The 24549-nt window shown below is 60.6% G+C and carries 22 protein-coding genes; 14 read left to right on the top strand and 8 right to left on the bottom strand.

Features of this window, described 5'->3' with window-relative positions; genetic code table 11:
- The first annotated feature begins 21 nt into the window (after positions 1 to 21).
- From ACP7BX_RS05370 to ACP7BX_RS05360, 3 genes are all read left to right on the top strand, one after another.
- A complete protein-coding gene (locus tag ACP7BX_RS05370; RefSeq protein ID WP_033899297.1) occupies positions 22 to 639 on the top strand; it encodes a glutathione S-transferase N-terminal domain-containing protein in 618 nt (205 codons plus the stop codon).
- 17 nt (positions 640 to 656) lie between these two features.
- Positions 657 to 1076: a ClpXP protease specificity-enhancing factor gene (locus ACP7BX_RS05365; RefSeq protein WP_426128152.1), complete on the top strand. Its 420-nt coding sequence runs from the start codon at positions 657 to 659 to the stop codon at positions 1074 to 1076.
- A 158-nt stretch (positions 1077 to 1234) separates the two neighbouring features.
- Entirely contained in the window at positions 1235 to 1984 is a 750-nt protein-coding gene (locus ACP7BX_RS05360; RefSeq protein ID WP_178952016.1) for a FadR/GntR family transcriptional regulator, read from the top strand.
- 9 nt (positions 1985 to 1993) lie between these two features.
- Here ACP7BX_RS05360 and ACP7BX_RS05355 read toward each other — a convergent pair whose 3' ends face one another.
- Positions 1994 to 2185, bottom strand: a complete 192-nt coding sequence (locus ACP7BX_RS05355; protein ID WP_178952014.1) for a hypothetical protein — start codon at positions 2183 to 2185, stop codon at positions 1994 to 1996.
- Between the two features lie 151 nt (positions 2186 to 2336).
- Positions 2337 to 3494, bottom strand: a complete 1158-nt coding sequence (locus ACP7BX_RS05350; RefSeq protein WP_426128154.1) for a phospholipase — start codon at positions 3492 to 3494, stop codon at positions 2337 to 2339.
- Between the two features lie 234 nt (positions 3495 to 3728).
- Here ACP7BX_RS05350 and kdgD point away from each other — a divergent pair, with 234 nt between their 5' ends.
- The 5 genes from kdgD (at position 3729) to ACP7BX_RS05325 (ending at position 10379) form a co-directional block, all read left to right on the top strand.
- Positions 3729 to 4640 carry a 5-dehydro-4-deoxyglucarate dehydratase gene (gene kdgD, locus ACP7BX_RS05345; protein ID WP_016976228.1) on the top strand — a complete coding sequence of 304 codons (912 nt, stop codon included), beginning with the start codon at positions 3729 to 3731 and terminating at the stop codon, positions 4638 to 4640.
- Positions 4641 to 4694: 54 nt separating this feature from the next.
- Entirely contained in the window at positions 4695 to 6140 is a 1446-nt protein-coding gene (locus tag ACP7BX_RS05340; protein ID WP_426128156.1) for an aldehyde dehydrogenase family protein, read from the top strand.
- A gap of 180 nt (positions 6141 to 6320) precedes the next feature.
- Positions 6321 to 7685, top strand: coding sequence for an MFS transporter (locus ACP7BX_RS05335; protein ID WP_033899310.1), 1365 nt, complete (start codon positions 6321 to 6323; stop codon positions 7683 to 7685).
- 11 nt (positions 7686 to 7696) lie between these two features.
- A complete protein-coding gene (garD, locus tag ACP7BX_RS05330) occupies positions 7697 to 9250 on the top strand; it encodes a galactarate dehydratase (RefSeq protein WP_133074657.1) in 1554 nt (517 codons plus the stop codon).
- 187 nt (positions 9251 to 9437) lie between these two features.
- The gene (locus ACP7BX_RS05325; RefSeq protein WP_033899317.1) at positions 9438 to 10379 is read left to right on the top strand and encodes an AEC family transporter; all 942 of its coding nucleotides are present in this window, start codon (positions 9438 to 9440) and stop codon (positions 10377 to 10379) included.
- On the opposite strand, the gene ACP7BX_RS05320 is transcribed toward ACP7BX_RS05325, so the two are convergent.
- The 6 genes from ACP7BX_RS05320 to gatC are packed head-to-tail and all read right to left on the bottom strand — an operon-like array spanning position 10376 to position 15488.
- Positions 10376 to 10756 (bottom strand): carboxymuconolactone decarboxylase family protein, encoded by a 381-nt coding sequence (locus tag ACP7BX_RS05320; RefSeq protein ID WP_426128159.1) that lies wholly within the window; start codon positions 10754 to 10756, stop codon positions 10376 to 10378. The genes ACP7BX_RS05325 and ACP7BX_RS05320 overlap by 4 nt on opposite strands.
- On the bottom strand, positions 10753 to 11808 hold the full coding sequence (locus ACP7BX_RS05315; RefSeq protein ID WP_314528969.1) for a calcium/sodium antiporter: 1056 nt from the start codon (positions 11806 to 11808) through the stop codon (positions 10753 to 10755). Before ACP7BX_RS05315 ends, ACP7BX_RS05320 begins: the two co-directional genes overlap by 4 nt.
- 47 nt (positions 11809 to 11855) lie before the next feature.
- Positions 11856 to 12227, bottom strand: a complete 372-nt coding sequence (locus ACP7BX_RS05310) for a septal ring lytic transglycosylase RlpA family protein (protein WP_016976221.1) — start codon at positions 12225 to 12227, stop codon at positions 11856 to 11858.
- Between the two features lie 49 nt (positions 12228 to 12276).
- The gene (gatB, locus tag ACP7BX_RS05305; protein ID WP_033899327.1) at positions 12277 to 13722 is read right to left on the bottom strand and encodes an Asp-tRNA(Asn)/Glu-tRNA(Gln) amidotransferase subunit GatB; all 1446 of its coding nucleotides are present in this window, start codon (positions 13720 to 13722) and stop codon (positions 12277 to 12279) included.
- Between the two features lie 10 nt (positions 13723 to 13732).
- Entirely contained in the window at positions 13733 to 15184 is a 1452-nt protein-coding gene (gene gatA / locus ACP7BX_RS05300) for an Asp-tRNA(Asn)/Glu-tRNA(Gln) amidotransferase subunit GatA (RefSeq protein WP_061435326.1), read from the bottom strand.
- 16 nt (positions 15185 to 15200) lie between these two features.
- Positions 15201 to 15488, bottom strand: coding sequence for an Asp-tRNA(Asn)/Glu-tRNA(Gln) amidotransferase subunit GatC (gene gatC, locus ACP7BX_RS05295; protein ID WP_010213142.1), 288 nt, complete (start codon positions 15486 to 15488; stop codon positions 15201 to 15203).
- A 210-nt stretch (positions 15489 to 15698) separates the two neighbouring features.
- Between gatC and mreB the strand changes: the two genes are divergently transcribed.
- The 6 genes from mreB to ACP7BX_RS05265 all read left to right on the top strand — a co-directional run bounded on the left by mreB (position 15699) and on the right by ACP7BX_RS05265 (position 24533).
- Positions 15699 to 16736 carry a rod shape-determining protein MreB gene (mreB, locus tag ACP7BX_RS05290; RefSeq protein ID WP_002555108.1) on the top strand — a complete coding sequence of 346 codons (1038 nt, stop codon included), beginning with the start codon at positions 15699 to 15701 and terminating at the stop codon, positions 16734 to 16736.
- Between the two features lie 140 nt (positions 16737 to 16876).
- Positions 16877 to 17977, top strand: coding sequence for a rod shape-determining protein MreC (gene mreC / locus ACP7BX_RS05285; RefSeq protein WP_314528966.1), 1101 nt, complete (start codon positions 16877 to 16879; stop codon positions 17975 to 17977).
- A complete protein-coding gene (mreD, locus tag ACP7BX_RS05280) occupies positions 17977 to 18465 on the top strand; it encodes a rod shape-determining protein MreD (RefSeq protein ID WP_016976217.1) in 489 nt (162 codons plus the stop codon). The genes mreC and mreD overlap by 1 nt, the downstream gene beginning before the upstream one ends.
- Positions 18466 to 18516: 51 nt before the next feature.
- A complete protein-coding gene (locus tag ACP7BX_RS05275; protein ID WP_426128162.1) occupies positions 18517 to 19113 on the top strand; it encodes a Maf family protein in 597 nt (198 codons plus the stop codon).
- 70 nt (positions 19114 to 19183) lie between these two features.
- Complete coding sequence (rng, locus tag ACP7BX_RS05270) at positions 19184 to 20641, top strand: ribonuclease G (RefSeq protein WP_010213134.1); 1458 nt, start codon at positions 19184 to 19186, stop codon at positions 20639 to 20641.
- Between the two features lie 76 nt (positions 20642 to 20717).
- Positions 20718 to 24533, top strand: coding sequence for a YhdP family protein (locus ACP7BX_RS05265; protein WP_426128164.1), 3816 nt, complete (start codon positions 20718 to 20720; stop codon positions 24531 to 24533).
- Positions 24534 to 24549 lie beyond the last annotated feature (16 nt).

Raw genomic sequence — 24549 nt, 5'->3', positions numbered from 1 at the left:
CAACAAGCGAGGAGGACCGCCATGGGCGTGACCAATCGGTTGGCCTGTTACTCCGACCCCGCCGACCACTATTCCCACCGAGTGCGCATCGTGCTCGCAGAGAAGGGTGTCAGCGCCGAGATCATCAGTGTGGAGGCGGGTCGTCACCCACCGAAACTGATCGAAGTGAACCCTTACGGCAGCTTGCCCACCCTGGTCGATCGTGACCTGGCGTTGTGGGAGTCGACCGTGGTGATGGAATACCTGGATGAGCGTTACCCGCATCCGCCTTTGCTGCCGGTGTACCCGGTGGCGCGTGCCAACAGCCGCCTGCTGATCCATCGGATCCAGCGTGACTGGTGCGGGCTGGTGGATGTGATTCTGGATTCGCGTACAAAAGAAGCCGTTCGGGTACAGGCGCGTAAGGAATTGCGCGAGAGCCTGACCGGCGTTTCGCCGTTGTTCGCCGATAAGCCTTTTTTCCTCAGTGAGGAACAAAGCTTGGTGGATTGCTGCCTATTACCGATACTCTGGCGTTTGCCGATTCTCGGTATTGAACTGCCGCGGCCTGCCAAGCCGCTGCTTGATTACATGGAGCGCCAGTTTGCGCGTGAGGCTTTCCAGGCGAGTCTGTCTGGTGTCGAACGCGATATGCGCTAAGGCTTAAGGAGCCGCTGATGAACTCCAGTCGACCCTACTTGGTCCGCGCGCTCTATGAGTGGATTGTGGACAACGATTGCACCCCGCACATGCTGGTCAATTCCGAATTTCCTGCGGTTCAGGTGCCGGATGGTTTTGCCAGTGATGGGCAGATTGTGTTGAACGTATCGCCGAGTGCCGTGCGCCACCTGCACATGGACAACGAAGCCGTAAGCTTCGAAGGGCGTTTCGGCGGCGTGCCGCATACGCTGTTCGTGCCGATTGGCGCCATCCTCGGCATCTATGCCCGGGAGAACGGCCAAGGCATGGTGTTCGATCTGGAGTCGCCTTTCGAGGATGACGAAACGATCGAAAACGAAGAGGGCGATGACCTGCCGCCACCGGATTCCGAGCCACCGCGCCCCAGCGGCCGGCCGAGCCTGAAAGTGGTGAAATAACGCGCGCCCCTCTCGGGATGCGCTGAGAAAATGCCTCGACCTGTGTCGGGGTATTTTTTTGCGCGAAGGATAAGGATGAAAGTCGCGCCTGGACGGTGATCGTACAACCACCATGGGCTATGATGCGTGCTCAAGCTCACCGAGAAAGATGATCCATCATGGAAAACGCCAACACCGCCCCTCGTCTTCCCCGCAAGCGCCGCAGCCTTGCCCAGGAATTGGTCACGGTGTTGTCCGAGCAGATCCGCGATGGCCAGCTCAAGCGGGGCGACAAGTTGCCCACCGAGTCGGCGATCATGGAGGCCCATGGGGTCAGTCGCACGGTGGTGCGTGAAGCCATTTCACGCTTGCAGGCGGCGGGGCAGGTCGAAACCCGGCATGGCATCGGCACCTTTGTGCTGGATACGCCGAGCCCGAGCGGTTTCCGCATCGATCCGGCCACCGTGGTGACCCTGCGTGATGTGCTGGCGATCCTGGAGTTGCGGATCAGCCTGGAAGTGGAGTCCGCAGGTCTGGCCGCATTGCGCCGCAGCGACGAGCAACTGGCCGCCATGCGCGCGGCGCTCGATGCCCTGAATGAAAGCGCGGCACACGCCGGCGATGCGGTGGCCTCCGACTTTGCATTCCACCTGGAAATTGCCCTGTCCACCGGCAACCGCTACTTCACCGACATCATGACGCACCTGGGCACCAGCATCATTCCGCGCACCCGCCTGAATTCGGCGCGCCTGGCCCATGATGACCAGCAGCACTACATGGGGCGCTTGAGTCGTGAGCATGAAGAGATTTACGAAGCGATTGCACGTCAGGATTCGGACGCGGCGCGGGCAGCGATGCGGTTGCATCTGACCAATAGCCGGGAGCGGCTGCGCCATGCCCATGAAGAGGCGCAGGCGCAGCGAATTTAGAGAGTCCTGTCAGGCTTCAGCCAGCTCGAATTCAACGCCAGTGAAGACATCGTTCTCCGAGTAGAACGTTTTCTTCACAACGACAAAAAGATGCCCATCTTGGTTGATATAGTCACCTTTGATGGGCAGTTCGCTAATGTCGACGTTTGAGGTGCTGTTTTTCTTGGGGCTTTTAAATTTAGCTTGGATTTTAGTCGCCATGATTAGGCCTCATTGAGCAAGAAGACGATTGGGTGAGTGCCCGCACGTCCAGTGCGGGCACATCCACGTTAAGAGGGCTATTGAAGTGTCGATACTGTCAGAATTCACAGTTCTGACGAGCGGTATCGAATTCGCCTGTGGCAAACTCAACTCAAGACTTCGGCGTATTCGGCTTGTAGTCCTTCAACAACAAATACGTACTCCACCCCCACCAATCATTCGTCCAGTGCTTGTCGTTCAGGTCATTCACATCCTTGCGACGCAGCACCTTGTCTCCCTCCGTCTTGAACAGCGGCGAAAAATTATTCGCCGGGTTCTGCGCCGCATTCAGGTCCGGCACATACAACGGCGCCTTGAAATTGGCCGGGGACGGCGCGACTCCGCTGATGAAGGTTTCGAAAATTTCATCCGCCGAAGCCTGCACGGCACGTTTGACCTGCACCCGATTGTCCGCATCAATCGCGTCGAAGTAGCGCTTATCCCCATAGGCGTGCCATTGATCGCCCATGGCATTGCGCACCTTGAGCCCGAACTTACTGTCTTCGTCGTGCATGAAGCGGCTGATCAGCGAGCCAAGCTCACCGGGTGTCACCACGGCGGCGAGTTGTTTGCGCGGTACACGCAAATGGCCGGCCGAGAACAGATCTGTCAAAAAGTGATCAGCAAAACTGTTCATGGCATACGCCAGTTCCAGCGCCTGGTCGGTGCCGGTCTGGTGCGCCACGACGGCTTGTTGCAGTGCTGCCGTGTGCCCCGCCAGGTAGGCTGACAGCGCCCATTCACCGAAATGGTCGGCATTGTCCGCCGCCAGTTTCAGATAACGTCCTAATGGAATCAGCGCCGAAACTGCGCTGCCGCCGCCAGTGATGCGGTTCCATTCCTCGGACAACGTATCACCCAAGGCGTCGTAGGCTTCATGGGCTTGTTTGCCGTCCTTGATCGCCTGCTTGACCGCAGTGATCTCCTTTTGCATCACCGCGAGGATCTTGTGCGCTTCCTCCCGGGAGGCAGGCAGTACTGCCAGGCTGTTGAAGGCGGCAGTGAAGCGTTGAATGCGGTCGGCAGGGGAGGCGCCATCGCTGATCGGTTGGCCGGGAATGCCATAGAAGTCGCCGCCCAGGGCGATTACCTGACCATAGGTCAGCGCCAGCCCGTTGGGCAGGTGCAGCTCGACTTGATGTGCGGGAATTGCCGGGGCGTCCTTGGCGAAGCGCAACAGGGTTTCATCGCCGATGGCAGTGTGTTCACCGCCTTCGAAGCGCAGAGTCGGAGGGTTTTTTTCGGGTGCCGCGAGTTCAAGACCTGACATGTTAGCTCCTTGCTATGCCGTAGGAATCTTCCGTAATAACTGTATGTATATACAGTTAAGTCGAGCATAGAGGAAAAAATTCCTACGTCAAGCAGGCGTACATCCACAGCGCCCACAATGAAGTCTGATGAATTGCAGTTGACGAATCTTTTTATAGTTGTACGATGACGTACGACATCACCAAAACCAACAACAACCTTTCGACAGAAAGTCTTCGCCCAGGGTGTTCGAATAATGAATCCACAAGAACTGAAGTCCATCCTTTCCCACGGTCTGCTGTCTTTCCCGGTGACCGATTTCAACGCCCAGGGTGACTTCCACCAGGCGGGCTACATCAAGCGCCTGGAATGGCTGGCCCCATACGGCGCCACCGCCTTGTTCGCGGCCGGCGGCACCGGTGAGTTTTTCTCCCTCGCCGCCAGCGAATATTCCCAAGTGGTGAAAACCGCCGTTGATACCTGCGCCACCAGCGTGCCGATCCTGGCCGGTGTCGGCGGTTCGACCCGCCAGGCCATCGAATACGCCCAGGAAGCCGAGCGCCTCGGCGCCAAAGGCCTGCTGCTGCTGCCGCACTACCTCACCGAAGCCAGCCAGGACGGCGTTGCCGCCCACGTTGAAGCCGTGTGCAAATCGGTCAAGATCGGTGTGGTGGTCTACAACCGTAACGTCTGCCGCCTGACCGCGCCGCTGCTGGAACGCCTGGCCGAGCGCTGCCCGAACCTGATCGGCTACAAGGATGGCCTGGGCGATATCGAGTTGATGGTGTCGATCCGTCGCCGCCTCGGTGATCGTTTCAGCTACCTCGGCGGCCTGCCGACTGCAGAGGTTTATGCCGCTGCCTACAAGGCCCTGGGGGTTCCGGTGTACTCCTCGGCGGTGTTCAACTTCATCCCGAAAACCGCGATGGACTTCTACCACGCGATTGCCAAGGACGATCACGCCACCGTTTCCAAGATCATCGACGACTTCTTCCTGCCTTACCTGGACATCCGCAACCGCAAGGCCGGGTATGCCGTGAGCATCGTCAAGGCCGGTGCAAAAATCGCCGGCTACGACGCAGGCCCGGTGCGCACGCCGCTGACCGACCTGTTGCCGGAAGAATATGAAGCCCTGGCCGCGCTGATCGACAAGCAAGGCGCGCAATAACTTATCAACAAGGCCGCTGAGAGATCAGCGGCCTTTTGCGTCAGGAGAAGATTAGTGTCCCAAGCCCAACGTTTTGACAACTACATCAATGGCCAGTGGGTGGCCGGTGCCGACTACTGCGTCAACCTCAACCCGTCGGAGTTGTCCGATGTCATTGGCGAATACGCCAAGGCGGATGTTGCCCAGGTCAACGCCGCCATCGATGCAGCCCGCGCGGCATTCCCGGCCTGGTCCACTTCCGGGATCCAGGCTCGCCATGATTCTTTGGATAAAGTCGGCAGCGAAATCCTCGCCCGCCGCGAAGAACTCGGCACTCTACTGGCCCGTGAAGAGGGCAAGACCCTGCCTGAAGCCATCGGTGAAGTGACCCGCGCCGGTAACATCTTCAAGTTCTTTGCGGGTGAATGCCTGCGCCTGTCTGGCGACTACGTGCCGTCGGTTCGACCGGGCGTGAACGTCGAAGTCACCCGTGAAGCTTTGGGTGTGGTCGGCCTGATCACGCCGTGGAACTTCCCGATCGCCATCCCCGCCTGGAAAATCGCCCCGGCCCTGGCCTACGGCAACTGCGTGGTGATCAAGCCCGCCGAGCTGGTGCCGGGCTGTGCCTGGGCCCTGGCCGAAATCATCTCCCGTGCCGGTTTCCCGGCGGGTGTGTTCAACCTGGTGATGGGCAGCGGCCGCGTGGTCGGCGACGTGCTGGTCAATAGCCCGAAAGTCGATGGCATCAGCTTCACCGGTTCTGTGGGTGTCGGTCGTCAGATCGCTGTCAGCTGCGTGTCGCGCCAGGCCAAAGTGCAGTTGGAAATGGGCGGCAAGAATCCACAGATCATCCTCGACGACGCCGACCTCAAGCAGGCCGTCGAGCTGTCGGTCCAGAGCGCGTTCTACTCCACCGGCCAGCGTTGCACCGCTTCCAGCCGCTTGATTGTCACCGCCGGTATCCATGACCAATTCGTCGCGGCCATGGCCGAACGCATGAAGTCGATCAAAGTCGGCCACGCCTTGAAAAGCGGCACCGACATCGGCCCGGTGGTTTCCCAGGCGCAATTGGACCAGGACCTCAAGTACATCGACATCGGCCAAAGCGAAGGTGCGCGGTTGGTCAGCGGTGGCGGCCTGGTCACCTGTGACACCGAAGGTTACTACCTGGCGCCAACGCTGTTTGCCGACAGCGAAGCGGCCATGCGCATCAGCCGTGAAGAGATCTTCGGGCCGGTGGCCAACGTGGTGCGCGTGGCGGATTACGAAGCGGCGCTGGCCATGGCCAACGACACCGAGTTCGGTTTGTCGGCGGGCATTGCCACCACCTCGCTCAAGTACGCCAACCACTTCAAGCGCCACTCCCAGGCGGGGATGGTGATGGTCAACCTGCCGACCGCCGGTGTGGACTATCACGTTCCATTCGGTGGCCGTAAGGGCTCATCCTATGGTTCGCGTGAGCAAGGTCGCTATGCGCAAGAGTTCTACACCGTGGTGAAGACCAGCTACATCGGTTCGTAACGCGCAAGACCTTGTGGGCGCCGGTTCCTGTGGGAGCTGGCTTGCCTGCGATGGCATCGCCGCGGTGTACCTGACACTGCGCGGTGCCTGTATCGCAGGCAAGCCAGCTCCCACATAAAGCGGTTCCCACAGCACAACTTGATTACCCGCAAAAAAAATAATTAGTGGGAGTACTTCTACATGCAAGCGACCAAGCCGACCCACGTCCGCTATTTGATCCTGCTCATGCTATTCCTGGTGACCACGATCAACTACGCCGACCGGGCCACCATCGCCATCGCGGGCTCCAGCCTGCAAAAAGACCTCGGCATCGACGCGGTCACCCTCGGTTATATCTTCTCTGCATTCGGTTGGGCCTACGTGGCCGGGCAAATCCCCGGCGGCTGGCTGCTGGACCGGTTTGGCTCGAAAAAAGTCTATGCCCTGAGCATCTTCACCTGGTCACTGTTCACTGTGCTGCAAGGCTATGTCGGTGAGTTTGGTGTCTCCACCGCCGTGGTTGCGCTGTTTATGCTGCGCTTTATGGTCGGCTTGGCCGAAGCGCCATCGTTTCCCGGAAATGCCCGTATTGTCGCGGCGTGGTTTCCTACGGCTGAGCGCGGTACGGCTTCAGCGATCTTCAACTCGGCCCAATACTTCGCCACGGTGTTGTTTGCACCGCTGATGGGCTGGATCGTCTACCGCTTCGGCTGGCAGCACGTGTTTATCGTGATGGGTGTGATCGGCATCGTGTTCTCGCTGATCTGGCTGAAAGTTATCCACAGCCCGCGCCAGCACCCGCTGATCAACGAAGCTGAGTTCAATCACATCGCCGCCAATGGCGCGATGGTCGATATGGATCAGGACAAAGGCAAGGGTAAAAAAACCGACGGGCCAAAGTGGGATTACATCCGCCAGTTGCTGACCAACCGCATGATGCTCGGCGTGTACCTGGGCCAGTATTGCATCAACGGTATCACCTACTTTTTCCTCACCTGGTTCCCGGTGTACCTGGTGCAGGACCGTGGCATGACCATCCTCAAGGCCGGTTTCATCGCCTCGTTGCCAGCGATCTGCGGGTTTATCGGCGGCGTGCTCGGCGGGGTGATTTCCGATTACCTGCTGCGCAAGGGCCATTCCCTGACCTTCGCCCGTAAAGCGCCGATCATTGGTGGCCTGCTGATCTCCAGCAGCATCGTGGCCTGTAACTACGTGGATATCGAATGGATGGTGGTGGGCTTCATGGCCTTGGCCTTCTTCGGTAAAGGCGTTGGCGCACTGGGTTGGGCGGTGGTGTCTGACACCTCGCCGAAACAAATCGCAGGCCTCAGTGGTGGCCTGTTCAACACCTTCGGTAACCTGGCTTCGATCACTACCCCTATTGTGATTGGCTACATCATCAGCACCACCGGTTCGTTCAAATGGGCCCTGGTGTTCGTCGGCGCCAATGCGCTGGTGGCGGTGTTCAGCTACCTGGTCATCGTCGGCCCGATCAAACGTGTAGTACTCAAAGAGCCGCCTACCAAAGGGCCTGAGTTGACCAACCTAACCGAAGCGCATTCCTGAGGGGCCGTGTGATGCAGTTGATTGAACATGCCGACTCGCCGCGCTCGATTCGTTTGCACGAACGCGACAACGTAGTGATCGTGGTCAATGACCAGGGCGTTCCGGCCGGGACCGAATTCCCGGACGGCCTGGTGACCGTGGATTTCATCCCCCAGAGCCACAAGGTGACCCTGGAAGACATCCCCGAAGGCGGCCAGATTATTCGCTACGGCCAGACCATCGGTTACGCCCTGGCACCGATCCCGCGCGGCAGTTGGGTGCAGGAAGATCAACTGCGCATGCCCACTGCGCCGCCGTTGGACAGCTTGCCGCTGTCCACCGAGGTGCCTGAGGCCCAGGCACCGTTGGAAGGGTTTACCTTTGAGGGTTACCGCAACGCGGATGGCACGGTGGGCACGCGCAATATCCTGGGCATCACTACCACAGTGCAATGCGTGACTGGGGTGCTGGACCATGCGGTCAAGCGCATCAAGGACGAATTGCTGCCCAAGTACCCGCACGTCGACGACGTGGTGGCGCTGACCCACAGCTACGGCTGCGGCGTGGCGATCACCGCCACCGATGCCTACATTCCGATCCGCACCGTGCGCAACCTGGCGCGCAACCCGAACCTGGGCGGCGAAGCCCTGGTGATCAGTCTGGGGTGCGAGAAATTGCAGGCCGGGCAGGTGATGCACGACAACGACAGCTCGGTCGACCTGAGTGAGCCCTGGCTGTATCGGTTGCAGGATTCCAGCCACGGCTTTACCGAGATGATCGAGCAGATCATGGAACTGGCCGAGACGCGCCTGAAGAAACTCGACCAACGCCGCCGGGAAACCGTGCCGGCCTCGGAGTTGATCCTGGGCATGCAGTGTGGCGGCAGTGATGCGTTTTCCGGCATCACCGCCAACCCGGCGCTGGGCTATGCCTCGGATTTGCTGTTGCGGGCCGGCGCGACGGTGATGTTTTCCGAAGTGACCGAAGTCCGCGATGCCATCTACCTGCTGACGTCTCGCGCGCAAAGCAAGGAAGTTGCCCAGGAACTGGTCCGGGAAATGGACTGGTACGACCGTTACCTGGCCAAGGGCGAAGCGGATCGCAGCGCCAACACCACGCCCGGCAACAAGAAGGGCGGGTTATCGAACATTGTCGAGAAGTCCCTGGGCTCCATCGTCAAATCTGGCAGCAGCGCGATCAATGGCGTGCTGGGCCCTGGCGAGCGTTTCAAGGGCAAGGGCCTGATTTTTTGCGCCACGCCCGCCAGTGACTTTGTATGCGGCACTTTGCAACTGGCGGCGGGGATGAACCTGCATGTGTTCACCACCGGGCGTGGCACGCCGTATGGGCTGGCGATGGCGCCGGTGGTGAAGGTCTCGACGCGTACGGAGCTGGCGCAGCGCTGGCCGGACTTGATCGATATCGATGCTGGGCGCATTGCGACTGGGCGGGCGAGCATCGAGGAGCTGGGTTGGGAGTTGTTTCACTTCTACCTGGATGTAGCCAGTGGCAGGAAGCAGACGTGGGCGGAGCATCACAAGCTGCATAACGACATCACGTTGTTTAACCCAGCGCCGATTACCTGAAGTGGACACGGACTCTGTGGGAGCTGGCTTGCCTGCGATAACGGTGTATCAGTAACAGATAGATCGACTGACACACCGCTATCGCAGGCAAGCCAGCTCCCACATTAGATTGGTGTTGTCCATGCGAGCTTGCTCTTACTGGCTTATCATTAGCCACCTAACGACGCTCACCAAGGTTCTCCCCGGCATGCTGGCAATTTTCCTCACGACCCTGACCATCACCGCGCCGGTGTTTGCCATGCTGTTCCTGGGGGTGTTGCTCAAGCGCATCAACTGGATCAACGACAATTTCATCCACACGGCCTCGTCCCTGGTGTTCAACGTCACCATGCCGGCGCTGCTGTTCCTCGGCATCTTGCATGCCGACCTGCACTCGGCGCTCAAGCCGGGGCTGCTGATCTACTTTGCGGTTGCGACCTTGCTCAGCTTCGCCCTGGCCTGGGGCTGGGCGATCTTTCGTTGCCCGCGTGAAGACCGGGGCATCTACACCCAAGGCGCGTTTCGCGGCAACAACGGCGTGATTGGCTTGGCGCTGGCGGCCAGCATGTACGGTGACTATGGGATTTCCCTTGGTGCGATTCTCGCGGCGCTGGTGATCCTGTTCTACAACACGCTGTCGACCATCGTGCTGGCGGTGTACAGCCCGGTGATCAAGTCCGATCCGTGGAGCATCTGCAAAAGTGTGGTGGCCAACCCGTTGATCATCAGCGTGATCGTGGCGGCGCCGTTCGCTTATTTTCAGATTGGCCTGCCGGGCTGGTTGGAAAAATCCATGCAGTATCTGGCCGATACCACCTTGCCGTTGGCCTTGATCTGCATTGGCGGCACCTTGTCCCTGGCAGCGTTGCGCAAGAGCGGCAATAGGGCGCTGAGCGCGAGTTTGATGAAGATGGTCTGGCTGCCGGTGGCGGCGACCTTGGGCGCGTGGTTGCTGGGCTTTCGCGGGCCAGAGTTGGGGATTCTGTTCCTGTACTTTGGTGCGCCGACCGCAGCCGCCAGTTTTGTGATGGCCAGGGCGGCCGAGGGTAATCATGAGCTGGCGGCGGCGATTATCGTGATCACCACCTTGATGGCGGCGGTGACCACGAATATCGGAATCTTCGTGTTGCAGGCCGGCGGCTGGATCTAGCCTTCTTTCTGGTAGGTGTCGATCACGTCCTGCGCCGCACGGAACGCATCAATCGCCGCCGGCACACCGGCATACACCGCACAATGCAGCAGCGCCTCGCGAATCTCCTCCACGGTACAGCCATTGTTCAGTGCGCCGCGCACATGGCCTTTGAGCTCCTGCGGGCACTTGAGTGCGGTCAGGGTGGCGAGGGTGATCAGGCTGCGGGTTTTCAGCGGTAACCCTTCCCGGTTCCATACACTGCCCCAGGCGTGCTCGTTGACGAAATCCTGCAGCGGCTGGGTGAACTCGGTGGCATTGCCCAGGGCGCGGTCGACGAATACATCGCCCATGACCTGGCGACGCATCTCAACCCCGGGCTTTTTCTGATCGGTCATTGCGATTCCCTCTTGTGTTGGCGGCGCCAGGCTCGCAGCGTGCTGAACAACAGAAAAGCCACCAGCACTGGCAGGACGTAGTACAGCATCAGTTGTTCAAGCTTGGTGGCCAGGGGCATGCCCGTGGTGAACGCCATTACATGCAGCCCGTACGCCAGGTACAGGCCCAGCAACACCAGGCCTTCGGCGCGGGTCACCCGGTAGCCGGTGTAGAACACCGGCAGGCACAGCACCACCACGCCGAGCATCACCGGCAGGTCGAAGTCCAGGGCATTGGGCGATACCGACAGCGGCGAGGGCGCGAGCAGGGCAGTCAGGCCCAATACGCCCAGCAGGTTGAACAGGTTGCTGCCGATCACGTTGCCCACGGCGATGTCCCGCTCGCCGCGCAGGGCGGCAATCAGCGAGGTCGCCAGGCATGGCAGCGATGTGCCGACGCCGATCAAAGTCAGGCCGATCACACGTTCCGACAGGCCCAGGTCACTCGCCACATCCACCGCGGCGCCCAACAGCAAATGGCCGGCCAGCACCAGGATCAGCAGCCCGCCGAGCATCAGCAACACGCTGCTCAGCCAGGGCGCGCGGGCCACGGTGTCCAGCGTGCGTGGGCGGCGGGAATGGCGCGTCTGGTAATGCAGTACGCCGAGGTAGGCGACCAGGGCAATCAGCAACAGCAAGCCATCGAGCGGGGTGAGTTCTTCGTTGGCGGCGAGGGTGAACACCAGCAGCCCGGCCAGGATCATCACCGGAATATCAAGGCGCACCAGTTGGCGCGAGACCCGCAGCGGAATGATCAGCGCCGACAGCCCGAGGGTCACCAGAATGTTGAAGATGCTGCTGCCGATCACACTGCCCACGGCGATATCGGTGTTGCCGGCCAGGGTGGCTTGCAGGCTGACGGTCATCTGCGGCGCGCTGCTGCCGAAGGCGACGATCGTCAGGCCGATGATCAGCGGTCGCACCTTGAGGCTCGCGGCCAGGCGCACGGCGGCGCGCACCAGGATTTCGGCGCCGATGATCAGCAGCACCAGGCCGCTGACCAATTCCAGCAGGCTCCAGGGCGAGAGGGCGGTTAATCCGAAAATGGCCTGGGCTCCGTTTAGTTGCTTAGCGCTTGTACGCGCACTCGCGCCGTACCGCTGCTGATCATACCCAGCTGTTCGGCCGCCTTGCGTGAAAGATCGATCAGGCGTCCACGGGTATGCGGGCCGCGATCATTGATGCGGACAACCACGGATTTGTCGTTGTCGAGATTGGTGACCTTGACCTGGGTGCCGAACGGCAATTGCCGGTGGGCGGCGGTCAGGGCGTTCTGGTTGAAGGGTTCACCGCTGGCGGTCTTTTTGCCATGGTGTCGGGCGCCGTAATAGGAGGCGGTGCCGGTTTCGTCGTAGCCGTTGGGGTTGATGACGCCGCTGGCGCAGCCGGCCAACAGGGAGAACAAGGCCAGGAGGCCGAGTAGACGCTTCATGCAAGGTGTCCCCGAAAAAGTGCGCCCCCGAAGGGGCGCGTGTCGCTGGTCAGCCTTCGAGCTTGCTTTTCAGCAATTCGTTCACCTGTTGCGGGTTGGCCTTGCCCTTGGAGGCTTTCATCGCTTGACCCACAAAGAAGCCGAACATCTTGCCGCGCTTGGCTTCGTCTGCCGCACGGTATTGCTCGACCTGCTCGGCGTTGGCCGCGAGCATTTCATCCAATACGGCCGAGATCGCGCCGCTGTCGGTGACTTGCTTGAGGCCACGCTGCTCGATGATCTCGTCCGCGCTGCCTTCGCCTGCGGCCATGGCTTCGAACACGGTCTTGGCGATCTTGCCGGAGATGGTGTTGTCCTTGATGCGCAGCAGCATGCCGCCCAACTGCTCGGCAGTGACCGGGGCTTCGTCGATCTCCAGGCCTTGCTTGTTCAACAGGCTGCCCAGCTCAACCATCACCCAGTTGGCCGCCAGCTTGGCGTCGCCGGCAATGCTCACGACTTTTTCGAAGTAGTTGGCTTGTTCACGGCTGGAGGCCAAGACGCTGGCATCGTAGACCGACAGGCCGAACTGCGCCTGGAAGCGCTCGCGTTTCTGCTGCGGCAGTTCCGGCAGGGTGGCGCGCACGTCATTGAGGAACGAGTCCTCGATGACCACCGGCAACAGGTCCGGGTCGGGGAAGTAACGGTAGTCGTTGGCTTCCTCTTTGCTGCGCATGGCGCGGGTTTCGTCTTTGTTCGGGTCGTACAGGCGGGTCTGCTGGATGACCTTGCCGCCGTCTTCGATCAGCTCGATCTGGCGACGCACTTCGCTGTTGATCGCTTTCTCGATGAAGCGGAACGAGTTGACGTTCTTGATCTCGCAGCGAGTGCCGTACTCGGCTTGGCCCTTTGGACGGATCGACACGTTGCAGTCGCAACGCAGCGAGCCTTCGGCCATGTTGCCGTCGCAAATGCCCAAGTAACGCACCAGCGCGTGGATGGTCTTGACGTAGGCCACGGCTTCCTTGGCGCTGCGCATGTCCGGCTCGGAGACGATTTCCAGCAGTGGCGTACCGGCACGGTTCAGGTCGATACCGGTGGCACCTGGGAATTCTTCGTGCAGGCTCTTGCCGGCGTCTTCTTCCAGGTGCGCACGGGTTACGCCGACGCGCTTGATGGTGCCGTCTTCCAGGGGGATGTCCAGGTGGCCCTTGCCGACGATCGGCAGTTCCATCTGGCTGATCTGGTAGCCCTTGGGCAGGTCCGGGTAGAAGTAGTTCTTGCGCGCGAACACGTTGTGCTGGCCGATCTCGGCGTCAATCGCCAGGCCGAACATCACCGCCATGCGCACCGCTTCCTGGTTCAGCACTGGCAAAACGCCGGGCATGCCCAGGTCGACCAGGCTGGCCTGGGTGTTCGGCTCAGAGCCGAACGTGGTGGCGCTACCGGAGAAAATCTTCGATTGGGTGGCGAGCTGGGTATGAATCTCCAGCCCGATCACAACTTCCCATTGCATAGTGTTCTCCTCAGAAGCCGGTAGGGGTGCGAGTGTGCCAGTCGGTGTTCAACTGGTACTGGTGCGCCACATTGAGCAGGCGGCCTTCCTGGAAATACGGGGCGAGCAATTGCACGCCGACCGGCAGGCCATCGACGAAACCGGCTGGCATGGACAAGCCCGGCAGGCCCGCGAGGTTGGCGGTGATGGTGTACAGGTCTTCGAGGTACGCAGCCACCGGGTCGCCGTTCTTGGCGCCGAGCTTCCAGGCCGGGTTCGGCGTGGTTGGGCCGAGGATCACGTCGACCTGTTCAAAGGCGGCCATGAAGTCGTTCTTCACCAGGCGACGGATTTTCTGCGCCTTGAGGTAGTACGCGTCGTAGTAGCCGGCCGACAGGGCGTAGGCACCGACCATGATGCGGCGTTGGACTTCGGCACCGAAACCTTCACCACGGGAGCGCTTATAAAGGTCGGTGAGGTCTTTCGGGTTCTCGCAGCGGTAGCCGAAACGCACGCCGTCGAAACGCGACAGGTTGGAAGAGGCTTCTGCCGGCGCGATCACGTAGTACGCAGGAATCGCGTGTTGGTTGTTCGGCAGGCTGATTTCCTTGATCACGGCACCCAGGCTTTCCAGCGTCTTGACGCTGTTGTGCACCAGCTCAGCAATGCGCGGGTCGAGACCGGCACTGAAGTATTCCTTCGGCACGCCGATGCGCAAGCCCTTGAGCGAGGTGTTCAGGCTGGCACTGTAATCCGGCACTGGCTCATCGATGCTGGTGGAGTCCTGTTTATCGAAGCCTGCCATGCCTTGTAACAAAATTGCGCAGTCTTCGGCGGTGCGCGCCAAAGGGCCACCCTGATCGAGGCTGGAGGCGTAGGCGATCATGCCCCAACGGGAAACGCGACCGTAGGTCGGCTTCAGGCCGGTGAGGTTGGTGAAGGCTGCTGGCTGGCGGATCGAACCACCCGTGTCGGTGGCCGTAGCCGCCGGCAGGAAGCGCGCGGCAACCGCGGCTGCCGAACCGCCGGACGAACCGCCGGGCACGTGCTCCAGGTTCCACGGGTTTTTCACCGCGCCGTAGTAGCTCGACTCGTTGGCCGAACCCATGGCGAATTCGTCCATGTTGGTCTTGCCCAGGGTCACGGCCCCGGCGGCAGCCAGTTTGGACACCACGGTGGCGTCGTAGGGTGCTTTAAAGTTGTCGAGCATCTTCGAGCCGCAGCTGGTGCGAATGCCCTGGGTGCAGAACAGGTCTTTGTGGGCGATTGGAGCGCCCAGCAGCGCGCCATTTTCACCGTTGGCGCGACGTGCGTCGGCAGCCTTGGCCTGGCTCAGGGCCAGTTCTTCGGTGAGGCTGATGAAGCTGTTGACCGCAGGATCCAGCTCGGCGATGCGCGCCAGCAGGGTCTTGGTCAGCTCTTCGGAAGAAAACTTTTTGTCGGCGAGACCGCGGGCGATCTCGGCCAGAGTCATGTGATGCATTGCAGGCTCTTTCCCTTTAGTCGATGACTTTCGGAACCAGGTACAGGCCGTTTTCGACCGCTGGCGCGATGGACTGGTAGGCCTCGCGATTATTACTCTCGGTCACGACGTCTGCGCGCAGGCGCTGGCTGGCTTCCAGCGGGTGAGCCAGGGGCTCGATACCGTCGGTATTCACGGCCTGCATTTGGTCGACCAGCCCGAGAATGCTGTTCAGGGCTGCGGTGGTCTGTGGAAGATCGGCATCATTGAGGCCAAGCGAGGCCAGGTGCGCGATTTTTTCCACGTCGGAGCGTTCAAGCGTCATGGGAATCTCCAGTGGAAAACAGAACGGAGGCTGTCCGTGTGTTAGATTGTCGGAACACTACCGCATTTCTACGGTCTTACGGCCGCGATTGTGGGGTTAGGTGCACAGAAAGTCGGCCAATTTAGCACATTGGCGCCTTGCCCAAAATCCCTGTCGTTGTTAGAGTTTGCCGCACTTTTTTACCCACGCGTTGCCTAGGGTCCCTTTCCCATGTTCAAGAAACTGCGTGGCATGTTTTCCAGCGATCTTTCCATTGACCTGGGCACTGCCAACACCCTTATTTACGTGCGCGAGCGCGGTATCGTCCTGAATGAGCCATCGGTTGTGGCTATTCGGACGCACGGTAACCAGAAAAGTGTCGTTGCCGTCGGCACCGAGGCCAAGCGCATGCTCGGCCGTACACCGGGCAATATTGCCGCCATCCGTCCGATGAAAGACGGCGTGATCGCCGACTTCAGCGTCTGCGAGAAGATGCTGCAGTACTTCATCAACAAGGTTCACGAAAACAGTTTCCTGCAGCCCAGCCCTCGTGTGCTGATCTGCGTTCCGTGCAAGTCCACCCAGGTTGAGCGTCGTGCCATCCGTGAATCGGCCCTCGGTGCCGGTGCCCGTGAAGTGTTCCTGATCGAAGAGCCGATGGCTGCTGCGATCGGTGCCGGCCTGCCGGTTGAAGAAGCACGCGGTTCGATGGTGGTGGATATCGGTGGTGGTACCACTGAAATCGCCCTGATCTCCCTGAACGGTGTGGTGTATGCCGAATCCGTCCGCGTCGGCGGCGACCGTTTCGACGAAGCGATCATCACCTATGTGCGTCGTAACTACGGCAGCCTGATCGGTGAATCCACCGCTGAGCGCATCAAGCAGGAAATCGGCACCGCCTACCCAGGCGGCGAAGTGCGCGAAGTTGACGTGCGCGGTCGCAACCTGGCCGAAGGCGTTCCACGTGCCTTTACCCTGAACTCCAATGAAGTGCTGGAAGCTCTGCAAGAGTCCCTGGCCACCATCGTTCAGGCGGTGAAAAGCGCCCTGGAGCAATCGCCGCCGGAACTGGCTTCCGACATCGCCGAGCGTGGCCTGGTGCTGACCGGTGGTGGCGCCTTGCTGCGCGACCTCGACAAGCTGCTGGCCCAAGAGACTGGCCTGCCGGTGATCGTCGCCGAAGACCCGCTGACCTGCGTTGCCCGTGGCGGTGGTCGTGCACTGGAAATGATGGATAAACACACCATGGACCTGCTCTCCAGCGAATAAGTCATTGCTGGTTAGCCCATGTTTCGCCCGCAGGCAGCACTTTGCAGTGCTGCCTGTTGGCGTTTATCTTCTTCAATCTGCATCCAGGCCGGTTAGATGCCGTATGAATAAAGAGAACATTTGCCTGGGAGGAGCGGCTTATTAAACCGCTTTTCGCCAAAGGCCCCTCATTGGGCGTGCGCCTGTTGGTGCTGGTCGTGCTTTCGGTCGCGCTGATGGTGGTCGATGCCCGTTTTGCACTGCTCAAGCCCGTGCGCAGCCAGATGTCGCTGGTGTTGATGCAGACTTACTGGATCACCGACCTGCCGCAACGTCTGTACCAGGGCGTGGCCAGCCAATTTGGCAGCCGCACCGAACTGGTCGCCGAAAACGAAAAACTCAAGACCGAAAACCTGCTGTTGCAGGGGCGCATGCAAAAGCTCGCGGCCCTCACCGAGCAGAACGTTCGGCTGCGCGAGTTGCTCAATTCTTCCGCGCTGGTCAATGAAAAGGTCGAAGTGGCCGAGTTGATCGGCATGGACCCCAACCCCTTCACCCATCGCATCATCATCAACAAGGGTGAGCGCGACGGTGTGGTCCTGGGCCAGCCGGTGCTCGACGCCCGTGGCCTGATGGGCCAAGTGGTTGAGCTGATGCCCTACACCTCGCGGGTATTGTTGCTGACGGACACCACCCACAGCATTCCGGTGCAGGTGAACCGCAACGGCCTGCGCGCGATTGCCAGCGGCACCGGTAACCCGGAGCGCCTGGAATTGCGCCATGTGGCGGACACCGCTGACATCAAGGAAGGCGACCTGCTGGTCAGCTCCGGCCTGGGGCAGCGTTTCCCTGCGGGCTACCCGGTGGCGACGGTGAAGGAAGTGATCCACGATTCCGGTCAGCCGTTCGCCATTGTGCGTGCCGTGCCGACGGCTGCGTTGAACCGCAGCCGCTACCTGCTGCTGGTGTTCAGCGACAACCGTACGCCGGAAGAGCGCGCCAATGACGCCGCGCAGGCCCAGGAAGCGGAAGACAAGCAAAACGGTACAGCGCCGATTGTTCCGGCAACCGTGCCCAAGCCGGCATTCGTCGGGCCGCCTGCACCGACGGCGGCTCCGGCAGCACCCGTAGCCACCCCGGTCAAGCCGGCCGCTCACACCACGCGCCCCGCCAAGCCAACCGTGACTAAACCACCGGCCGCGACCCCGGCTGCCAAGCCTCCGGCAACTGCCCCGGCAACCACGCGGCAGAGGGAGGAATAATGGCCAGTACTCATTCGCGCAACGGCTGGATCGTCTGGCTCACCTTTGCTATCGGTATGCTGCTGAGCGTTTCGCCCCTGCCGCAGTTCATGGAAATCCTGCGTCCGCTCTGGCTGGCACTGTTGCTGGCGTTCTGGTCGTTGAACCTGCCGCATAAGGTCGGCATGGTCACGGCGATGTTCCTGGGCTTGGCGGAAGATGTGCTCTATGGCACCTTGCTGGGCCAGAACGCGTTGATCCTGACGCTGATCACCTTCCTGGTGCTGTCGTTGCAACAACGCCTGCGCATGTTCCCGATGTGGCAGCAATGCCTGGTGATCCTGGTGATCTTCGGCCTGGCGCAGTTGGTTCAGCTATGGCTGAGTGCGTTGACCGGTAACCGCCAGCCAACCTTGGCGCTGGTATTGCCGGCGCTGGTCAGTGCCTTGCTGTGGCCATGGATCAGCTTCGGTCTGCGTGGGTTGCGTCGCCGCTATAAAATCAATTGAATGGATTGCGAGGCTCTGCCTGGTTATCGAACCCTACAGGGAGAGTCTGCAATGAATTCGCTTTACCTGGCCTCGGGCTCCCCGAGGCGGCGTGAACTGCTGACCCAGATCGGTGTGCCTTTCACCGTGGTCAGTGCCGCTATCGATGAAACTCCTCTTACAAACGAATCCGCCGTTTCCTACGTCGAGCGCCTTGCGCGTGGCAAGGCGACGGCGGGTTTGGCTGTGCTCGAAAACACCTCCGACGCCTGTGTGTTGGGTGCCGATACCGCCGTAATCGTCGATGGAAAAATCCTCGGTAAGCCCGTCGATCAGGCCGATGCCCTGGCCATGTTGATGGCGCTGGCGGGGCGTGAGCATGAAGTGCTCACCGCCATTGCCCTCACCGATGGCCAGCGCTGCGAGACTGTTTGTGTAAGCAGTCGTGTACGGTTTCGCGAGATTTCCGTCGAGGAAGCAACCACCTACTGGCACAGTGGCGAGCCCCAGGACAAAGCGGGCGGCTATGCTATCCAAGGATTAGGCTCGGTGTTCGTCGCAGGGCTCAATGGCAGTTATTCCGCCGTGGTAGGCCTGCCGGTGTGCGAAACCGCGCAACTGCTCGGCCAATTCGGCATACCCTGTTGGCAAAACCTTACCGCGCGCTGAACGCCGTACTCCAGCGCCCAGCCTTAAGCGATCGGTCACTATTGTGAAAACGCCTGAACGAGACCCAGCCATGAGTGAAGAGATTCTGATCAATATCACGCCGATGGAATCGCGCGTGGCGGTGGTAGAGAACGGTGTTCTGCAAGAAGTGCACGTGGAGCGCACCCAGAAGCGCGGGATCGTCGGCAATATCTACAAAGGCAAGGTGGTGCGGGTTCTGCCAGGCATGCAGGCGGCCTTCGTCGACATCGGCCTGGACCGTGCCGCGTTTATCCATGCTTCAGAAATTTCCCTGCGTGAAGGGCCAGCGGTAGAAAGCATCAGCGCCCTGGTACACGAAGGGCAGAGCCTGGTGGTGCAAGTCACCAAGGACCCCATCGGCTCCAAAGGCGCGCGCCTGACCACGCAACTGTCGATTCCGTCGCGTTACCTGGTGTACATGCCACGCACTGCCCATGTCGGCATTTCCCTGAAGATCGAAGACGAAGCCGAGCGCGAGCGCCTGAAAAAGGTGGTCAGCGACTGCGTGGCGGCCGAAGGTATCAAGGAGGCGGGCGGTTTTATCCTGCGCACTGCCGCTGAAGGCGCCGGCGCCGATGAGATTCTCATGGACATCCGCTACCTGCGGCGCCTGTGGGACCAGATCGGTGCCCAGATCAAGACCATCGGCGCGCCCAGCGTGATCTATGAAGACCTCGGCCTGGCCCTGCGCACGCTGCGCGACCTGGTCAGCCCGAAGATTGAGAAAATTCGCATCGACTCGCGGGAAACCTTCCAGCGCACCACGCAGTTTGTTGCCGAGTTGATGCCGGAAATTGCCGACCGCCTGGAACACTATCCCGGCGAGCGACCGATCTTCGACCTGTATGGCGTCGAAGACGAAATCCAGAAAGCCCTGGAACGCAAAGTGCCGCTCAAGTCCGGCGGGTACCTGGTAGTGGACCCGGCGGAAGCCATGACCACCATCGACGTCAACACCGGCGCGTTCGTCGGCCATCGCAACCTCGAAGAAACCATCTTCAAGACCAACCTCGAAGCGGCCACCGCGATCGCGCGCCAACTGCGCCTGCGTAACCTGGGCGGCATCATCATCATCGACTTCATCGACATGGAAGATGAAGAACACCAGCGCCAGGTGCTGCGTACCCTGGAAAAACAGCTGGAGCGCGACCACGCCAAGACCAACATCATTGGTATCACCGAGCTGGGCCTGGTGCAGATGACCCGCAAGCGTACCCGCGAAAGCCTGGAACAGGTGCTGTGCGAGCCGTGCAGCAGTTGCCAGGGCCGCGGTAAATTGAAGACCCCGGAAACCGTTTGCTACGAGATTTTCCGCGAAATCCTGCGAGAGGCGCGAGCCTACCAGGCCGAAGGTTACAGGGTGCTCGCCAACCAGAAAGTGGTCGACCGGCTGCTGGATGAAGAATCCGGTAACGTTGCCGAGCTGGAGGGGTTTATCGGGCGCACGATACGCTTCCAGGTCGAAACCATGTATTCCCAGGAACAATACGACGTGGTGCTGCTCTGATCCCCATTCGCTTACCTTTTATGAGACAGGCAGGCTTTGATCTGCCGTCCGACTACTGCCTTGAGGGTCGCCTGACATGGAGCGTCTGATACGCTTTTTTGCCGCTTTGACCCGTTGGGGCCTGGGCCTCTGTGCCTTGCTGCTGGTATTGGCAGCAGTGTATGTGAGCCTGGGTCGAGAGTTGACGCCACTGGTGGCCGAGTACCGTGCAGAGATCGAGGCCAAGGCCCAGGCCGCGGTGGACATGCCGTTGCACATTGGCAGTCTTGAGGGCCGCTGGAGCGGCTTCGCGCCGGTATTGCGGGCCCATGATGTGATGGTAGGCGAGGGCAGCAGTGCCTTGCGCCTGGACCAGGTCGAAGTGGTGCCGGACATGTGGGCCAGCCTGATGGCCCGCGAAGTGCGTATTGCTCATCTGCAGGTCAGTGGCTTGCAGCTCAGCGTCAAGGAAGACAAGGACGGCAAATGGGCCTTGCAAGGCCTCCCTGTGCAGGACGACCAACCCGTCGACCCTGAGCAACTGCTCAAGAACATGCAAAAGGTCAAGCGCGTGTCGCTGCTCGACAGCCAAGTGACCTTGCAGCCGTTTGACCAAGCGCCTGTGACCCTGACGTATGTAGGCCTGAGCCTGCACACCGGCGTCACCCGCCAACGCCTGGATGCGCGTCTGACCCTGCCCGACGGCCAGCCCTTGGCGGTGAGCCTGCGCACGCGTATCCGCGCCAGCCAGTGGAAGGACGGCGAGGTCCAGGCTTACCTGAGCCTGCCGCAAAGCGACTGGGCCAAGTGGATTCCGGCCAAGCTGACCCAGCAATGGAAGCTCACCCAATTCAAGGCCGGCGGTGAATTTTGGCTGACCTGGGCCAAAGGCGCTGTGCAGAGCGCAGTAGTGCGCCTCAACTCGCCGCAGGTAAAAGGCAGCTACGCCGACCGCAAACCTGTGCATATCGAGAACCTGGCGCTCACCGCCTACCTGCAACGCAGCGAAACCGGTCTCAAGGTGCTGTTTGACTCACTGGCGATGAACCTGGGGGAAACCCGTTGGGAATCGCGCCTGCAACTTCAGCAAACCCTGGCCACCGACAAGGATCAGGAAGTCTGGAAGCTCCAGGCCGACCGCCTGGACCTCACGCCGATCACGCCGCTGCTCAATGCCCTGGCGCCGCTGCCGGAAGGTTTTGCCAAGACCATTCAGCACCTCAAGGCCACGGGCCTGCTGCGTAATGTGCTGGTGGATTTTCGCCCTCAAGACACCACCGATCAAAAAGTCAGCTTCGCCGCCAACCTCGAACGCATCGGTTTTGATGCCTACTTTGGCGCACCGGCCGCGCGCAACGTGTCCGGCAGCATCAGCGGTGACCTGGGCCATGGCGAGTTGCGCATGGACAGCAAGGACTTTTCCCTGCACCTAGACCCCATCTTTGCCAAGCCGTGGCAGTACATCCAGGCCAATGCACGCCTGACGTGGAAGCTCGACAAGGAAGGCTTCACCCTGATCGCGCCCTATATCAAGGTGCTGGGTGAGGAGGGCAAGATCGCTGCTGATTTCCTGATTCGCCTGCATTTCGATCACAATCAGGAAGACTACATGGACCTACGGGTCGGCATGGTCGATGGCGATGGACGATTCACCTCCAAATACCTGCCGGCGGTGTTAAGCCCGGCGTTGGATGAGTGGCTGCGCACGGCGATTCTCAAGGGCGCGGTGGACCAGGGTTTCTTCCAGTACCAGGGCTCGCTGAACCACGACGCACTGCCGGCCTCGCGCAATATCAGCCTGTTCTTCAAGGTGCATGACGCCGAACTGGCGTTCCAGCCGGGCTGGCCGCATGTGAGCAAGGTCAATGGCGAAGTGTTTGTCGAGGAGAGCGGCGTGCGCATCCTGGCCAGCAAGGGCCAGCTGCTCGACACCAAGGTCAAGGACATCTACGTCAATATCCCCCACGCGCCGGAGGGCAAGGACAGTCATCTGTTGCTGACCGGCGGGTTTGCCGGTGGTTTGGGCGATGGTTTGAAAATCCTCCAGGAAGCGCCGATCGGCACCGCATCGACCTTTGCCGGCTGGAAGGGCGAGGGCGACCTGCAGGGCAGTCTTGACCTGGATGTACCGTTGGCCAAGGGCACTGATCCTAAGATTGTGGTGGACTTCAAGACGGACAAGGCACGCCTGCAACTGGCCGAGCCGACCCTGGACCTCACTCAGCTCAAGGGCGACTTCCGCTTCGACAGCGCCAAAGGCCTCAGTGGCCAGAACATCACGGCCCAGGCGTTTGACCGGCCGATCACGGCGCAGATCGTTGCCGATGGCAAGCCGGGCAATATCAGCACGCGTGTGAATGCCAGAGGCCAAGTGACGGTCAAGCGGCTGACGGACTGGTTGAAAATCAGCCAGCCGTTGCCGGTGTCCGGCGATATTCCCTACCAGTTGCAACTGACCCTCGACGGCGCCGATAGCCAACTGATGGTCAACTCCAACCTGAAAGGCGTTGCCGTGGACCTGCCGGCACCGTTCGGCATGCCCGCCAGCCAGGGGCGTGACAGTGTGTTCCGCATGACCTTGCAGGGGGCGGAGCGGCGTTATTGGTTCGATTACGGAGAGCTGGCCAACTTCACGTTTGCGGCGCCGCCGGACAAATTCAATGAAGGGCGCGGTGAGCTTTTCCTGGGTGATGGCGATGCCGTGTTGCCTGGGGCGAAGGGCTTGCGCATTCGCGGCGTGCTGTCTGAACTCGATATCGATCCGTGGAAGAAGCTGGTAGACCGCTACGCGGGCAACGATCCGGGCGGCAGCGCCAAGCAGTTGCTCAGCGGCGCTGACTTCAAAGTGGGCAAGCTGACCGGTTTTGGCACCCAGTTTGATCAGGTCAATCTACAGCTGGACCGCAAGCCTGCGGCGTGGGGCCTGCAACTCGACAGTCAGCAGGCCAAGGGCACGGTCAACCTGCCGGACGCCAAGGGCGCACCGATTGCGGTCAACCTGCAATATGTGAAGCTGCCGGCGGTGGATCCTACGGTGCAGGCTGACGAAAACGCGCCGGACCCCTTGGCGGGCATCGACCCCAAGGACATTCCGGCGCTGGATATCGGTATTGATCAATTGTTCCAAGGACCGGATCTGATAGGCGCCTGGTCGCTGAAAATCCGCCCGACAGCCAAAGGCCTGGCCTTCAATAACCTGGACCTCGGCCTCAAGGGCATGCAGCTCAAGGGCGCGGGCGGTTGGGAAGGTACGGCAGTCGACAGCAGTAGTTGGTACAAGGGTCGCCTGGATGGCAAGAATATCGGTGATGTACTCAAGGGTTGGGGTTATGCGCCCACTGTCACCAGCCAGGATTTTCACCTGGATGTCGATGGTCGCTGGCCCGGTTCGCCGGCCTATGTCGGGCCCAAGCGTTTTTCCGGCAGCCTGGATGCAGCGTTCCGCAATGGCCAGTTCGTCGAAGTGGAAGGTGGCGCCCAAGCGCTGCGGGTGTTTGGCCTGCTGAACTTCAACTCCATTGGGCGCCGTCTGCGCCTGGACTTTTCGGACTTGCTCGGCAAGGGCTTGAGCTATGACCGGGTCAAAGGGTTGCTGGCGGCGAGCAACGGCGTGTTCGTGACCCGTGAGCCGATCACCATGACCGGGCCTTCGACGAACCTGGAACTCAACGGCACCCTGGACCTGGTCGCAGACCGTGTCGACGCCAAGCTGCTGGTCACCTTGCCGGTGACCAATAACCTGCCGATCGCCGCGCTGATCGTAGGCGCGCCTGCTATCGGCGGTGCGTTGTTCCTGATCGACAAGCTGATTGGTGACCGTGTTGCGCGCTTCGCCAGTGTGCAATACAAGGTGGAAGGCCCGTGGAAGGACCCGAAAATCACCTTCGACAAGCCATTTGAAAAGCCAAACTGAGGGCCTGTGGAGTAGC

The sequence above is a fragment of the Pseudomonas sp. DWP3-1-3b3 genome (genome assembly GCF_049896305.1).
Taxonomy (GTDB): Bacteria; Pseudomonadota; Gammaproteobacteria; order Pseudomonadales; family Pseudomonadaceae; genus Aquipseudomonas; species Aquipseudomonas azotoformans_A.
The sequence above is the reverse complement of the archived record's forward strand: the minus strand, read 5'-3'. Positions and strand labels throughout refer to the sequence as shown.